16 protein-coding genes are annotated in these 15,632 nt (G+C 30.0%); 10 read left to right on the top strand and 6 right to left on the bottom strand.

The window, feature by feature from the left end:
• Positions 1-154: 154 nt before the first annotated feature.
• Entirely contained in the window at positions 155-706 is a 552-nt protein-coding gene (locus tag Q0K54_RS09920; protein WP_294580780.1) for a metallophosphoesterase, read from the top strand.
• 87 nt (positions 707-793) lie between these two features.
• Here the strand turns inward: Q0K54_RS09920 and Q0K54_RS09915 are convergent, their stop codons facing one another.
• The 5 genes from Q0K54_RS09915 to Q0K54_RS09895 all read right to left on the bottom strand — a co-directional run bounded on the left by Q0K54_RS09915 (position 794) and on the right by Q0K54_RS09895 (position 4,766).
• The gene (locus Q0K54_RS09915; RefSeq protein WP_294580778.1) at positions 794-1,480 is read right to left on the bottom strand and encodes a hypothetical protein; all 687 of its coding nucleotides are present in this window, start codon (positions 1,478-1,480) and stop codon (positions 794-796) included.
• Positions 1,481-1,482: 2 nt separating this feature from the next.
• Complete coding sequence (locus Q0K54_RS09910) at positions 1,483-3,003, bottom strand: DUF1538 domain-containing protein (RefSeq protein WP_294580777.1); 1,521 nt, start codon at positions 3,001-3,003, stop codon at positions 1,483-1,485.
• 46 nt (positions 3,004-3,049) lie between these two features.
• Positions 3,050-3,562 (bottom strand): GNAT family N-acetyltransferase, encoded by a 513-nt coding sequence (locus Q0K54_RS09905; RefSeq protein ID WP_294580774.1) that lies wholly within the window; start codon positions 3,560-3,562, stop codon positions 3,050-3,052.
• Positions 3,563-3,700: 138 nt separating this feature from the next.
• Positions 3,701-4,405: a hypothetical protein gene (locus tag Q0K54_RS09900; RefSeq protein WP_294580771.1), complete on the bottom strand. Its 705-nt coding sequence runs from the start codon at positions 4,403-4,405 to the stop codon at positions 3,701-3,703.
• Between the two features lie 229 nt (positions 4,406-4,634).
• The gene (locus Q0K54_RS09895; protein ID WP_294580768.1) at positions 4,635-4,766 is read right to left on the bottom strand and encodes a hypothetical protein; all 132 of its coding nucleotides are present in this window, start codon (positions 4,764-4,766) and stop codon (positions 4,635-4,637) included.
• Between the two features lie 297 nt (positions 4,767-5,063).
• Here Q0K54_RS09895 and Q0K54_RS09890 point away from each other — a divergent pair, with 297 nt between their 5' ends.
• From Q0K54_RS09890 to Q0K54_RS09870, 5 genes are all read left to right on the top strand, one after another.
• Complete coding sequence (locus tag Q0K54_RS09890; RefSeq protein WP_294580766.1) at positions 5,064-5,789, top strand: YoaK family protein; 726 nt, start codon at positions 5,064-5,066, stop codon at positions 5,787-5,789.
• 350 nt (positions 5,790-6,139) lie between these two features.
• Positions 6,140-6,700 carry a manganese efflux pump MntP family protein gene (locus tag Q0K54_RS09885; RefSeq protein ID WP_294580763.1) on the top strand — a complete coding sequence of 187 codons (561 nt, stop codon included), beginning with the start codon at positions 6,140-6,142 and terminating at the stop codon, positions 6,698-6,700.
• 167 nt (positions 6,701-6,867) lie between these two features.
• The gene (locus tag Q0K54_RS09880; protein ID WP_294580760.1) at positions 6,868-7,677 is read left to right on the top strand and encodes a hypothetical protein; all 810 of its coding nucleotides are present in this window, start codon (positions 6,868-6,870) and stop codon (positions 7,675-7,677) included.
• A gap of 96 nt (positions 7,678-7,773) precedes the next feature.
• Positions 7,774-8,589, top strand: a complete 816-nt coding sequence (locus Q0K54_RS09875) for an endonuclease/exonuclease/phosphatase family protein (RefSeq protein ID WP_294580759.1) — start codon at positions 7,774-7,776, stop codon at positions 8,587-8,589.
• A gap of 70 nt (positions 8,590-8,659) precedes the next feature.
• On the top strand, positions 8,660-9,508 hold the full coding sequence (locus tag Q0K54_RS09870) for a hypothetical protein (protein WP_294580756.1): 849 nt from the start codon (positions 8,660-8,662) through the stop codon (positions 9,506-9,508).
• 567 nt (positions 9,509-10,075) lie between these two features.
• Here the strand turns inward: Q0K54_RS09870 and gpmA are convergent.
• Positions 10,076-10,822, bottom strand: coding sequence for a 2,3-diphosphoglycerate-dependent phosphoglycerate mutase (gpmA, locus tag Q0K54_RS09865; RefSeq protein WP_294580754.1), 747 nt, complete (start codon positions 10,820-10,822; stop codon positions 10,076-10,078).
• Positions 10,823-11,104: 282 nt separating this feature from the next.
• Between gpmA and Q0K54_RS09860 the strand changes: the two genes are divergently transcribed.
• The 4 genes from Q0K54_RS09860 (at position 11,105) to Q0K54_RS09845 (ending at position 15,623) form a co-directional block, all read left to right on the top strand.
• Positions 11,105-12,298, top strand: a complete 1,194-nt coding sequence (locus tag Q0K54_RS09860) for an MFS transporter (RefSeq protein WP_294580751.1) — start codon at positions 11,105-11,107, stop codon at positions 12,296-12,298.
• 58 nt (positions 12,299-12,356) lie between these two features.
• Positions 12,357-13,505 carry a glycerate kinase gene (locus Q0K54_RS09855; protein ID WP_294580748.1) on the top strand — a complete coding sequence of 383 codons (1,149 nt, stop codon included), beginning with the start codon at positions 12,357-12,359 and terminating at the stop codon, positions 13,503-13,505.
• A gap of 1 nt (position 13,506) precedes the next feature.
• Positions 13,507-14,277 (top strand): Cof-type HAD-IIB family hydrolase, encoded by a 771-nt coding sequence (locus tag Q0K54_RS09850; RefSeq protein ID WP_294580745.1) that lies wholly within the window; start codon positions 13,507-13,509, stop codon positions 14,275-14,277.
• A 197-nt stretch (positions 14,278-14,474) separates the two neighbouring features.
• The gene (locus Q0K54_RS09845) at positions 14,475-15,623 is read left to right on the top strand and encodes an aldo/keto reductase (RefSeq protein ID WP_294580742.1); all 1,149 of its coding nucleotides are present in this window, start codon (positions 14,475-14,477) and stop codon (positions 15,621-15,623) included.
• Positions 15,624-15,632: the final 9 nt, after the last annotated feature.

Genomic DNA, 15,632 nt, shown 5'->3' with positions numbered 1-15,632 from the left:
ATCCCCAAAATGGTTTAATGCCTAATTTATTTATGGCAAAGATGACTTGAATCGAAATTTTATTTTTTGTAACTTAAGAAAAATTACTAATACTTGTAATCAAGATTTTAAAAATATAATGAATAAATGAAATAATAATAGCAGGAGGGATAAAATGATCTATTTTACTAGTGATTTACATTTAGGACATAAGGCGGTAATTAAAATGCAAAATCGACCATTTTTGGATGTTGATGAAATGAATAAAAAATTAATTTTTAATTATAATTCTATTGTTAAACCTGATGATACAGTTTATATTTTAGGGGATCTTTCATATCGGATTCCAGTAGATTATGCAAATGATTTAATTAAACAGCTTAACGGTAAGAAAATCTTAATTAAAGGCAATCATGACAAACATTATGATCCTGAGCTCTTTGAAGGTATTTATGATTACTTAGAATTGTCAATCAATAAAGTTCCTGTGATATTGATGCATTATCCTTTATTGGAATGGAATAAAAGTCATCGAGGGTCTATTCATCTTCATGGTCATATTCATTCTATGGGTACAACTTATAATCAAGAATGTAAATCTACAAATATTCGAAGATATGATATCGGGGTAGATGCTAATAATTATTATCCTGTTTCGTTCAATGAAATTTTATCATTTATGGAACTTTCGAATAATAACTGGTATATTTCTAGAAATAATAAATAAATTTAATGTATATTAAAAAGAAACTGTAACGCCTCTAAGTAATTTTAAAATTACTGCTTTAGTTACAGTTTCTAAATAACATTATTTTTATTCTTCAATTCCCATTGCTTCTTCAATCGGTATACTTAGAACAATTCCATGAGCTGGTGTTTTTAAGCCACAAGCCTGATTTACTGCCATCATTGTTTCTGATTTTTTCTCCCGAGGAACAATGATCATTGTAAATTCTTGTTCTTCTTGTAAAGTGATGCCTAAAAAGTGCAATGCTTCTTCAAGACCACGGCGACGTCCTTTGATAATAGTTCCACCTTTAGCTCCTACGGCTCTTGCTGCATCGATAACGTCATCACTATAACCATAATTTGTAGCAACTAATATCATTGAATAAGCATAATTCTTTTTCATTTTTTCAATTTTTTCTCCTTTATCTAAATTATTATCATAGATGCCCATGACAGAATTTTGAATGCCGCTGATTGGAGTCACAATAGCAATTCCCTGGCCTTTTTTATTCATAGTTAGTAATTTATTTAAATGACTTATAGTTTCTTTAATTAATATTTCTGGAATAACTACAGCAGTTATTAAACGATTAGTTCCTGATAAACCACAAATATCTAGAATTTCAGAAGTAGCTGTTCCTTGTCCGCGGGCATGGAAAAAAATCGGTATTTTTAATTCTTGCATCGCATCATTTATTATTTCTTCGTCTTCAGTTTTAGTAATTAGAAGCACAATTTTTAGTTTTATATGACCTTGATTACAATGTTGCATGATTATTCTTCCTCCCAGTCTTCAACAGTAATATCATCATCAATAGTTTCCAAAGATGCTGGCTCTGTTTCATGTTTAGATTTAATTGCATAAAGTAGTCCCATCGCCTGAATAGTAATTAAAGGGGTTAAAGCAACTAAAGCAACTACTCCAAAGGCATCAGTAACCACATTACCACCAATTGCAATACAAACTCCCATGGCAAATGGTAATAAGAAAGTTGAAGTCATTGGGCCACTGGCAACACCACCAGAGTCAAAAGCAACTCCGACAAAAATCGATGGAACGATATGACTTAAAATCAATGAAATAGCATATCCAGGAATTATTATCCAATAGATATTAATGCCAGTCAATACTCGAAACATGGCTAGGCCTACGGCAAAAGCTACCCCAATTGATAAACACATATTCATCATTTTATGAGAAATGATACCACAGGTAATTTCTTCTACTTGATCATTTAAAACTTTTACAGCTGGTTCCGCTTTAACAATATAATAACCAATAATCATTCCAATTGGAATTAAAATCCAACGAACATTCGTTGTTGCCAAATAACTTCCTAATAGATTTCCTACTGGAGCAAAACCAATATTAACACCGGTTAAAAATAAGATTAAACCAATAATGGTATAGATAAAACCAACAATCATTTTCATTAATTGTTTTTTGTGATATCTTTTAGTGAAAAGTTGGAAAATGATGAAAACGCCAATTACTGGTAGCATGCTTATCATTACTTCTTTAGCATATTGTGGTAAAGCAATGATAAATTCACGGGCAACATCCTGGCTCATTAATACTGGTGTTATTTCAACTGCACTGTAAATAGCTTCCGTTGGATTATAGAAAATACTTAATAACAGAATCATTAAAATTGGTCCGATACTGCATAAAGCAATTAAACCGAAACTGTCATTATTTCCATCTTTATCGCTTCGAGTTGCTGAAAAACCAATTCCTATTGCCATTATAAATGGTACTGTCATTGGTCCTGTAGTTACACCACCAGAATCAAAAGCTACAGCTATAAAATCACTAGGAGTGAAAAAGGATAATAGAAAGAGTAAACAATATAAGGCTGTTAATAGTTTTGGTAAGCTAATTTTAAAAAGAATTCTAATAATTGAAACGATCATAAAAATCCCAACACCAACAGCAACGCTCCAAATAATTACTTGATTGGGGATGGAAGCTACTTGAGCGGCAAGAACTTGTAGATCTGGCTCAGAAATCGTGATTATAGTTCCTACTAGAAAACAGATAATGATCGTTAGGATGATTTTATGTGTTTTCATTAATTGACGCCCAATTCCTTGTCCTAATGGTGTCATGGCAATTTCAGCACCAAATTGGAAAAAGCTCATTCCAATAATCAACAAGACGGCTCCAGTAATGAACAATGCCAAGGTACCAATCTCCATCGGGACTAAAGTGACACTTAAAAACAAGACAATCAGTGTGATTGGGACCACACTAGCTAGAGATTCTTGAATTTTTTCTTTTAATTTTTCATTCATTAAATGTATCTCTCCTCCTTTTTTGATAAATATTTATATTTTTAAATTAAAATTGTAATGATGAATTTTTGGTAAAGTAGTTCCAAAAATCATCAAATTCTTTGGCAGTAATGTCATTACCGTCAATTAAAATAATATAATCTTCATCTCGCCAATGATAAGCTATCGTAGTTATATGGAAACCATTTTTTAAATAAAATCGTTTGCGTTGCTGCCGCTGTAAATTATTATCAGCTTGCTTGTTTTCAGCTTCAATATCAACAATAATTCTGCGTTTTGGGAATTTTAGTTTTAATTGTGATAAGATTTGGGAACCATAACCTTGACTTCGCTTATTATTGGCTATGGCAAAATAAATAATATTTATAATGTCTAAATGACCTAAGATGCTGATAAATCCAATAAAATCAGATTTATCATAGAATGCATATGTTGTAACTTGAGGATTTAATAATAATTTAAAAGGACTCAGTTCATTTTTAGGGAATGATTGTTGATAGAGATTTTTGATTGATTTTAAATCGAAAAATTTATCAGATACTATATAACATTCTAACATCATAACCACCAATTAAAGTATATCAAAAAAATATTAAAATTTTGTTTATTAATTTGAAAAATAATAGAAAATATTAATAACATTAATAAAAGGTATTAATTGATATCAATTAATACCTTTTAATGTAAATTATGATGATTAATAACTCAGTAAAATAGGAACATTGTTTTTATTTGCAAATGCGACAGTTTGGTATAAAATTGAAAAAGCTTGTTTAGCTAAAAATTCTGTATTATATAAGCAGCTTTTTTCATCTTGTTTTTTTTCAAATTTATACCAATTGATAATAGATCTTTCATTACCATTCCATCCTAGATGATTAATATGCTTTAATTCATTTAACAGAGTTCCAGTCGTGGCGATAACGATAGTTTGACCAGTTGGATTAGGACCATAAAAGGTTAATTGTTCATTAATTGGTAACCAGCAAGTCGTTCCGTTAAATAAAGACCAATTGTATTTTTCATCATTAAGTGCCATTTGAACTAAATCATGATTTTCTAAACTAGTATCTGATTTGATGGTTTCTGGAAACGGTAAATGATAAATCAATGATGCACTATACATTATTAGAGCGCTATAAGCTTCTTGGATAAAACGAGCTGTTAAATAATCAGAGCGAATTTCAGACCAGCTGGGATAGTTCTTGTTTTTAATATTAGAAATACTCTGTAATATTTGTTTTTCCCAGTTAGCGACCATTTCTTGAATGTAGTGGTTGTCGTTGTTTTCTATCTTTGAAGTAACTTTCACGATTTTTAAAGATTCTTTATCATCTTCGTTTAAGATCCAGTCATCAGTGTAATACTGGTTTACAGTACCGGCGTATATTTTTATATCCATATTAATCACCCTTATCATTAGTTATTCATAATATTACTAGGTTGATAAAAATTGTCAACTATGATAAAAAATTATAACATAATTTTAACATTTTAACAGGATAAATTTAACAAATAACGAAATAATACAAGATTTTTGATAAAGTAAAAAAAACGTACTATAATTGATCCAAATTATTGAATAAGATATAGATCAAAATAGTACGTTTTATTATAGGGGGATATTTTTTTTAGAATCTTCTAGTAAAGAAACGAATTAATTTTGAAAAATGTTCACAGTTGAAATATCTTTCACTTTCAACCCAAGCTGGACAATTTTCATGATTATTAGATAAAGAATAATATTGATAAGATAAGTTCATGTTTGCTCTCCTCCTGTGTGATAGTATCTATGATTAAATGTTTTATTTTTAGTACATCATTATTATATTAATTTTATTTGAAAATAATAGGGACAAAAATTATAAATAACTGGGGCTAGATTTGTTCATCATACACAAATGTATACATTGATACTAATATTCATGAATAATTTAAAAAATTATGCAATTATCAAGTTTAAATAAGCTGTTTTTAAGACATAAATTTCTTAAATTGGGAAATCAATAGCCAGTAAATAGAATCTGTTATATATTGAATCTTGATAGGAGAGAATATTTATGGATGAAAAACAGAAATCGGAGTCATTTATATTGGCAATTTTATTAGCGTTAGTTGGCGGTTTTTTAGATGCATATACATATTGCTGTCGAGATAAAGTTTTTGCTAATGCTCAAACTGGTAATATCGTAAGATTGGGAATGACACTTGCAAATGGAGCTTATATCCAGACAATTAGATATTTCATTCCAATAGTTGCTTTTTCTTTGGGAGTCTTAGCGGCAATGTATATTAGAAATAAAAATAATACCAGGTTTCATTGGCGGCAAATTATCATTTTATTAGAAATAGTAATCATAATGATAGTCGGCTTTATTCCAATTAATCATATCACGAATATAATTGCAAATATATTCATATCATTTTTATGTGTGATGCAGGCCGAAAGTTTTAGAAAAGTTTTAGGACGACCATTTTCATCAACAATGTGCACTGGTAATTTAAGAAGTGGAACTGAATATTTATTTCAGGCACTATTTAAAAAAGATTACCAGTTATTAAAAAACACCAGTTATTATTTATTGATCATCGTTTCATTTATAATTGGAGCTTTTTTAGGAGTATATTTTACTAGAATTTTGGTTGAAAAAGCCGTTTTTTTAACTATTTTGCCTTTGATAAGTGCAATATTGATTATGTTTTTTCAAAAAAAATATAGTATCTGGTATATTTTAAAAAGTGTGCTGGCTAAAAAAGCAATTATCTCTATTAATAAAGAGAGTTAATATTAAATTTGATGATCTAAAACAGAAAAAATTAGTATTAGTCAAATCATCTATATCTTGACGTCTATAAAAATATTCGGTAAAATGAAAGTACGTTGAAAATAACCCTTGAGGGAGTAGTTGGCACTTTTTTAGTGGGTCAAGTCAACATACTGATTATTAAATAATCTGGCTTGTCTTAAATAACGAGACTCATATAGAACAATATATTGCCCTATTTGAGTTTTTTGGATGTAAAAAAGAAGACTCGGATATAACAATATATTGTTGTATACGGGTCTTTTTCAATGGGAAAAACTTGAAGGAAAGGAAAGTGGAAAAATGAAGAATATTGGTAAAGGAGTTAGCTTATGTCGTTAATTGAAATTGCATTAATTGGAGTCGGGCTGGCTATGGATGCTTTTGCAGTTTCAATTTGTAAAGGCTTGGCTATGCGGAAGATGAATTATCGCCAGGCGATTATCATTGCCGGATTTTTCGGGGTATTTCAGGCATTGATGCCGGCATTAGGTTATCTTTTGGGTACTACATTTGCCAGTAAAATTGCTGCAATTGATCATTGGATTGCTTTTATTTTATTAGGTATCATTGGAGCTAGTATGATCAAGGAAGCTTTTGAAGATGATAGTGATGAATTAGAGGACAGTAAATTAAGAATTGGTGATTTATTTATGTTGGCGATTGCCACAAGTATCGATGCTTTGGCAGTAGGAATTACTTTTGCTTTTTTTGAAGTTTCTTTATTAACTTCAGTTACTTTAATTGGAGTGATTACTTTTATCATCTGTATTATTGGGGTAAAAGTTGGTAATGTTTTTGGTAAGAAATATAAAAATAAAGCCGAACTTGCTGGTGGTATTATTTTAATTTTGATGGGAACAAAAATATTGATTGAACATTTATTTTTCTAGGCAGTTGTTACTGCCTTTTTTATGAGTATTTGATATAGTTTTATATAAATTGGGATAACTGGAAATTATTGAAATATGGTAAATCTAAATATTTGAGATATATTCTTTTCATTTATTTTGAATTTGGTATAATAAAAAGCAAATATATAAAATAAGGAAGGATACGGATGAGTAAATTAAGAAGAATGTCAAAAGCATTGTTGATGGAAACCCATGAACACCGGGCATCTTTTATAGTTTATATGTCACTAAGATTATTAGTTATTGCTACAGCTATTTTACAATTTTGGCGTGGTAATTATGAAAATGTATTTACTTGTTTATTGACATTATTGCTGTTAGTAGTGCCTAGTTTTTTCCAAGTTACTTTTAAAGTGGAATTGCCATCAACTTTGGAAATAATTATTCTTTTATTTATTTTCTCAGCTGAAATTTTAGGGGAAGTAAATAATTATTATTCAATTTTCCCACAATGGGATACTATGCTACATACGATTAATGGTTTTATCGTTGCTGGAATTGGTTTTTCTTTAGTTGACCTTTTAAATAAAAGTGATCGTGTAAAATTTGAGTTATCACCATTCTTTGTGGCATTAATTGCTTTTTGTTTTTCGATGACAATTGGTGTTATCTGGGAATTTTTTGAATTTAGTATGGATAATCTTTTTGGAATGAATACTCAAAAAGATACATTGATCACAACATTAAATAATGCCAGATTATTAGGTGGTGGTCGGTATGATTTTAAAAATATAACTGAAGTAATTGTCAATGGGAAACAATTAGCTGGTTATATTGATATTGGGTTGATTGATACCATTGGTGATTTGTTTGTCAATTTTATTGGGGCAATCGTATTTAGTGTTTTTGGATTCTTTTCAATTAAATTTCCTAACACATTTAAATTTTTAAGAAGATTTATTCCTCGAAAAAAGGATAAAGATAAAGATTATTTAAAATATGTTAATAAATCCTAGATATAATAATTATCTGGGATTTTTTCTTGACTTAAACTAGACTTTAAGTTTTATACTTAATATTAACTTTAGGTTAAGTTGCAGGCAGGTGATTTGATGAAAAAGGTGATGAAAGTGGTTATGACCATTACGTTAGTAGTTATTTTAATAGCGGTATCTTTGGCAGGAAGATTTTATTATAGCGTTTATGCCAGTGAATATGATTTTAAGATAGATGATTTCAATGAAACGATAAACACCGATAATCATCTTCGAATTGGCACTTATAATGTTCATTCTTTAAATTATAGTTATGAGGCGGTTGATAATTTTGTTACCGATATTCAAGACTTAAATTTAGATATTATCTGTTTACAAGAAGTTGATCAAAATGCCTGGCGTTCTGGAAATTATGATATGGTAAGTGAGTTGGCTGCAAAAGCGGGGTATACATATTATCATTTTTATTCAACGATGTGGATTATAAATGGTTATTATGGAATAGGAATTTTAAGTAAGTATCCTATTACAGCAGTTTCTTCTAAATTAATGCCAAATAGTCTTTTTCATGAGCCCCGAGTTTTAACTAAGACAACGGTTAAATATGGTATGCAGGAAATTGATATTTATAATACTCATGTTGCTTATGATAGTTATCATGCCAGTCAATTAGATTTTATTGAAAAAAATATTGATTTTAAACGTCCAGTTATTTTAGCTGGGGATTTTAATTATTTTTATGGATATAATGAACGCTGGAAAACTGATATCATGGCAAGTGTTAATGATGATGAGGCTTTGATGACTTATGGAAGTTTTGGCTCTCCTGATAATATTTATTATTCCAGTGAGTTTAAGTTAATTGATCGGGCAGTAAAAAAATCATCTTTTTCCGATCATGATTTATTATTTGCTGAATTTTTACTTGGATGATAGTATAATTAATATTGTGTTTACATTATTGACTTACAATTTAAGTATAATAAAACAAAGGAGTGATTATATGATGGAGAAAGTAAATAATTTATTAAGTCAAATTGGATATAAAGAATTTAATGTATTATATAATCAAAAAAATATCATTATTAACCAGGATAGTTACTTATATAGTGATATTAGTGATGTATTATGTATTGTTGAATCATATGATGCAGTAACGATCAAAGCTGGTGGTAACTATGGTCATGGAATCAATTTAGAAAGGGATGAAATGATATATTTAATGTCATTATTAAATGGTAATGATAATGATATCAAAATTGAATTAGATGCTGTTTATTTATTAATTCGTGATCGCCATTATAATGAAAAAAGATATATGATTGGAATTTTCCCTAATGATGATGACGAATTAGCTGTTTGTAAAAACAAAGGTGAGGGCTGGGCTCGTGGAATTATTGAGTATTGTCATCAACTAAATGAATTAGAAAAAAATATTAATCATAATGATCAGATTGATAAAATTGAAGAGGAAGAAGATGAAGAAGATCTGATTGGTGATTTGTTAGAATCTTTATTAAATGGTCCGTTACCAAAGAAAAAGAATGAATTACAAAAAGTAAAACCAAAACCTGCTAATGACTTAGTTAAAGCCAAACAAGAATTGACTTTAATGGCTGGAATGTATTTTGATGAAATCAATTATCCTAGTGGCTGGTATGATATCCAGGTGATTGCTGGAAGTGGCTATTTTGAATATTATGCTAATAATGTCAGCAAAAAGATATATTTAGATGTAAATGATGAATTATGTCGTGGATATCGTAATTTGTTCTTAGATGCTAAATCATCGATTTCAATTAATACTGGAATAAAAGTAAAATTAATTTATATTGGTAAAAATCCACGGTAATTAATTAGATTGAAAATAGCTTGAGTACAGATTAACTTAACGTTTTATAGTTTATTTATGTCTTAGATTACTAATTTTTAGTTATATTTTTTAGGTTTAGCTAAATATTTGCCTATAGATAAAGAAGATACTAGTTTTGTATCTTCTTTTAATTTTTAAGTTGTTTTGGTTATCTGTTATAACAAATCAATATGTTCAACGAAATAATGCAGCTGAAATAAAGTATGGATGCAAGAATTGTATTGATGTAATTTCACTTGGGTGTTAACTGGCAGATTAAGAAAATATTGACGTGAGGACATGCTTTCATTGATCATTTCATGAAGATTTTGATAATACATATAGTTCACCTATAATCAGTTTAACCTAAATGCCACAAAAATATACTTGCCATTTAGACAATGAAATAAAAACATCAGAGCAACTCTGATGTTTAAAAGGGGATATCATAATAGAGGTGTTTTAGTTTTGATGGCAGTGTTTATAAACAATTTTTTTAAATTTTGATTTTATTGTCAAAACACTGATAATAATAACAGTTAAAAATAATAAACTTAAAATCATAAATCATCCCTTCTTTTTTCCTTGATTAGCGACGGTTTCCATTTTAGCTTGCAACATAGCAGCATCACCTAAATAATAGTGATCAATTAGATTAAAATTATTATCAAATTCATAAACTAAGGGGATTCCCGTTGGAATATTAACTTCAATTATTTCTTCATTAGATAATTGTTCAAAATATTTAACTAAAGCTCGAAGGGAGTTACCATGAGCTACAATTAATACTTGTTTATTAGCTTCCATATCTTTTTTGATGACATCATTAAAATAGGGAATTACGCGGTCAATTGTAGTTTCTAAGCTTTCACAATTAGGTAATCTACTAGGATCAATATTTTGATACATTGGTAAATTCTTAGGATTAAGCTGGTCGTTTTCATCTAGAGCTGGTGGTAAAACATCAAAAGAACGGCGCCAGATCTTTACTTGCCGTTCACCATATTTTTCGGCAGTTTCTGATTTATTTAACCCCTGCAATGCTCCATAATGGCGTTCGTTTAGTAGCCAGTTTTTATGTACGGGCAAATAACAGCGATCCATTTCTGTTAAAATATGGTCTAAGGTATGGATAGCTCTTTTTAAATATGAGGTATAACATACATCAAAATCATAACCTTCCTGTTTTAAAATGATTCCTGCCTGTTTAGCTTCTTCATGGCCATCTTTGCTTAAATCGACATCGCTCCAGCCTGTAAATAGATTTAATTTATTCCACTCACTTTCTCCATGACGTACTAATACTAGTTTCATTGTCTTTTCCTCCTATGTAGTTAGCGTACGCTAACTTTAATTAAATCATAATTGGAAACAGGTGATTTGTCAACTGATTCGATTATAAAAATAATTCAATTCAAGTTATGTTAAGGTGATACTCTAGTGGTACTATTTAATGAAAATGAAGAATAATTAAATTTGATAAATTTTTTACATTAAATATTTTATTTTTATTTCTATATTTGAAAAATTTTTCTAGTCGGTTACAATTATGATATAGTATAGATAATGTAAGCGTTTAAAAAGAGGTAGAGATTTATGAATAGTTCAAGAAGTTTAAACATTAAGTACATTGCCAGCCAGGTATTTTATTTTGCAGCCTTTGCTGCGATGATGGGATATGCATCAGTTTATTTGCTCTACAAAGGGTTTTCTAATTCAACAATTGGAATTATTTTATCTCTTTGTAGTATCTTAGCAGTATTTTTGCAACCAGCATTAGCTACATTTGCTGATAATCACAAAAATATTGAGATTCGTAAAATTATTACCACGATTGTAGCTATCGCAATTGTTTTATCAGTTGCTTTGTTGATTTTACCGGCCAATCAAACTATTATCTTTATTCTAATTGTTTCAATTTTTACACTGGAAACAACGATACAGCCTTTAGTTAATACTTTAGCTTTCATTTTTGAAAAATATAATATCAATATTAACTTTGGGGCTGCTAGAGGATTAGGATCAGTTGCTTATGCAGTAACTTCAATTGCATTAGGTTATGTTGTTGAATGGTTCAATCCAGATTTATTGCCATTATGTTATGTTATTTTTAATGTTTTGTTATTTATTGTTGTTTATACTTTTGTTTTACCAAAAGGAGCGCAATCAATTGAAGCCAAAGTTGAGGAAGAAACAGAAGAAACATTGGTTGAAGAAAATACTAGTTTATTAGGTTTTGCCAAAAAATATAAAAAATTCCTGTTATTATTATTTGGATTTGTCTTTGTTTATTTTGCTCATACTATCATCAATAATTTCTTTATTCAAATAATTACTAATGTTGGTGGTAATAGTAGTGATATGGGAAATGCTGTCTTTTTAGCAGCAATGCTGGAATTACCAACTATGGCATATTTCAATCAGTTAGTTAAAAAAGTAAACTGTGGCACTTTGATTAAAATATCAATTGCTATGTTTTTAGTAAAACACGCAATAACTTATTTTGCCAGTGACATGATTATGATTTATATTGCTCAAATTTTCCAAATGGGAGCATTTGCATTGTTTATACCGGCTTCTGTACATTATGTTAATTGTAAAGTTGACAAGTCAGATATTACTAAAGGACAATCATTTGTTACCACATCGATGACAGTTTCTGGTGTCTTTGCTAACTTAATTGGCGGTGTTTTATTAGATGTAATTAGTGTAAATCAAGTATTATTGGTTGGGGTTATTTTATCAATCTTTGGTGCAGTAATTGTTATCCTGGCGACAGAAAAAGTTTAGTATCAATCAGGTCATAACGACTTGATTTCTTTGTTTTATAAATAATGGGGTGAAATTAATGAAAGTTGTAGTTGCAATTGATTCGTTGAAGGGAAGTCTGACATCAATGGAAGCTGGTGAGGCCATCGAAGAGGGCATCCATTTAGTTGATCCAACAATCGAAGTAGTAGTTAAACCTTTAGCTGATGGTGGTGAAGGGACGGTTGCTGCTTTAGTTAATGGTTTGCATGGAAAATTAAAACAGGTCCAGGTAACCGGTCCTTTAAAAGAAAAAATCGATAGTCAATATGGAATAATCGAAGATAAACAATTAGCTATTATGGAAATGGCCAGTGTAGCTGGGATAACTCTAGTACCCGAAGAAAAAAGAAATCCTTATTATACCACTACCTATGGCTTAGGTGAAATGATCAAAGATGCCATTGATAATGGATGTCGTAATTTTATTATTGGAATTGGTGGTAGTGCGACTAATGATGGTGGTATCGGAATGTTACAAGCCTTAGGTTTTGATTTATTGGATCATAATAATCAGCCAATTTCTTTAGGTGCTATTGGATTAAAAGATTTAGTTAAGATTGATGATCAAAATGTAATTTCCGGACTATCAGAATGTCAGTTTAATATTGCCTGTGATGTAATTAATCCTCTATGTGGTAAAAATGGGGCTAGTTATATTTTTGGACCACAAAAGGGAGCTAACTTTGAAATGGTCGTTGAACTTGATAATTGGCTAGATCATTTTTCTAAGATAGTAAAAAATAAATATCCTGATAGTGATCCTAATTATCCAGGAACTGGAGCTGCCGGTGGTCTGGGCTTTGCCTTTTTAACTTTTACTAATGCAAAACTAGAATCTGGTATTAAGTTAGTTTTAGAAGCTATAGATCTAGCCTCAGAGTTACAAGATGCCAATTTAGTAATTACAGGTGAAGGTTGTTTAGATTATCAAACAGCAATGGGTAAAGCGCCAATTGGAGTCAGTAAATTAGCTAAGCAATATTGTAAACCAGTAATTGCTTTGGCCGGCAGTGTGACGCCTGAAGCGCGAGCTTGTAATCAAGCAGGAATTGATGCTTATTTTCCAATTGTAAGAAAATTAACTACTTTGCAAGAAGCTATGAATAAGGAAAATGCCTGGAATAATATGGTAGAAACAGTGGAACAAATATTTAGATTATTGAAAATAAAAATAGGAGAAAAATAAAATGATAAAAGCGATATTTTTTGATATTGATGGAACATTGGTAAGTTTTGAAACACACCAGATTCCTAGTACAACTATTGAGGCATTAAAACAATTAAAGAAACAAGGAATTAAGATTTTTGTTGCTACAGGACGGGGGAAAGATGGCTTAGGGGTATTAGAAGATATCTCTTTTGATGGCTATATTACTTTAAATGGGCAATATTGTTATGTAGGTGATAGGGTGATTTATGAAAATGTTATAAGTAAAGAGGATTTAGAAACGTTACTTTTCTATGTCACAAGCAATAATATTCCTTGTGGCTTTACTGAAGAACATGATAAATATTATAATTTTCGTGATTGGCGAGTTGATGAAATTCATAGTATTACTAATAATGATAATCAACCAGCTAAAGACTGTAGTAATGTTGTTAATCAGCGAATTTATCAGTGTCAATGTTTTATTAGCGAACAGGAAGAACATGAGTTATTAAGTCAAATGCCTAATTGTATTTCAGCTAGATGGCATCCATTATTTTGTGATATTTCTCCTAAAGGTGGTACCAAGCAAAATGGAATTGATAAGTTTTTAGAATATTATGGATTAAATCTAGAAGATACAATGGCTTTTGGGGATGGCGGTAATGATATTCCAATGTTAAGACATGTAAATGTGGCAGTAGCTATGGGTAATAGTAATAATGAAGTTAAAAATGTGGCAGATTATGTAACTGATACTGTTGATCATGATGGAGTAGTTAAAGCTTTAAAATACTTTAAATTAATTTAATTAGATCAATTTAGTAATATTTGAAATTGAATTATGATTTGGTAAGTCAGTCTAGTGATTTATTTTATGGCAATTACTTGACTTGAAGTAAGCTTTAAACGTTATAATACAGTTGTAGTTGAAACTTTAAAGTAAACTACATTCCATGTTCTAGGGCAAAATTGCCCTTTTTATTTGAAGAAACGGGGTAGATATTTATGGAATATAAAAAATTGGGTAGAACGGATATCATGGTAAGTGAAATTGCTTTAGGTTGTGAGGGGTTGGCAAAAAAGTCGTTTGAAGAAGTAAAAAGTTTTGTCACTAAAGCTAGTGATAATGGAATAAATTTTATTGATTTTTATGCTCCAAATCCTGATATGCGCAGCAATTTTGGGAAAGCAATAGCAAATCAGCGTGATAAATGGGTTATTGAAGGACATTTATGTACTTATTGGAAAAATAATCAGTATTTAAGAACTCGTAAAATGGATGAGGTAATTTCTGGTTTTGAAGATTTATTAACTAGATTAAACACTGATTATATTGATATTGGGATGATTCACTATGTTGATAGTCAAGATGATTTTGATCAGGTATTCGAAGGACCAGTGATTCAATATGCAATTGACCTAAAAAGAAATGGTAAAATCAAGCATATTGGGATAAGTACTCATAATCCTTTGATTGCTATTCAAGCAATTAAAAAGGGATTAATCGATGTTATTTTATTTTCAATCAATCCTTGTTACGATATGTTACCACCATCAGAAAATGTTAATGATCTGTGGGATGATAAAAAATATGAACAGCCATTATTCAATATTGATCCAGTTCGACAGGAGTTATATGAATTGGCTCAAAAAGAAGATGTGGCTTTAACAGTAATGAAAGCATTTGGAGGTGGTGATTTACTTGATGAAAAATTATCACCATTTAAAGTAAAAATGACAGAATTGCAATGCTTGCATTATTGTTTAACTCGTCCTGGTGTTGTATCAGTAATGGCAGGCTGTCACAATGATGAGGAATTAGAGGCTTGTTTAGAATATGAAACAGCGACAGATGCTAAAAAAGATTACGCCGAAGTTCTAGCTAATGTTCCTAAGCATTCTTTTAAAGGTAATTGTGTATATTGTGGCCATTGCGCTCCTTGTGTAAAAGGAATCAATATTGCTGAAGTTAATAAATTTGTTGACTTATGCAAAGCGCATGATGAAGTACCGGAAACTGTAAGAGAACATTATCAAGCTTTATTACATCATGCTAGTGATTGTATTGCCTGTGGTCAATGTATGAAAAATTGTCCTTTTGGTGTTGATATTATTAGTAAGATGGCTGAGGCTAAAAAAATATTTGGTTTTTAAAGGAGAAGA

The sequence above is a fragment of the uncultured Thomasclavelia sp. genome (genome assembly GCF_944324745.1).
Taxonomy (GTDB): Bacteria; Bacillota_I; Bacilli_A; order Erysipelotrichales; family Coprobacillaceae; genus Thomasclavelia.
The sequence above is the reverse complement of the archived record's forward strand: the minus strand, read 5'-3'. Positions and strand labels throughout refer to the sequence as shown.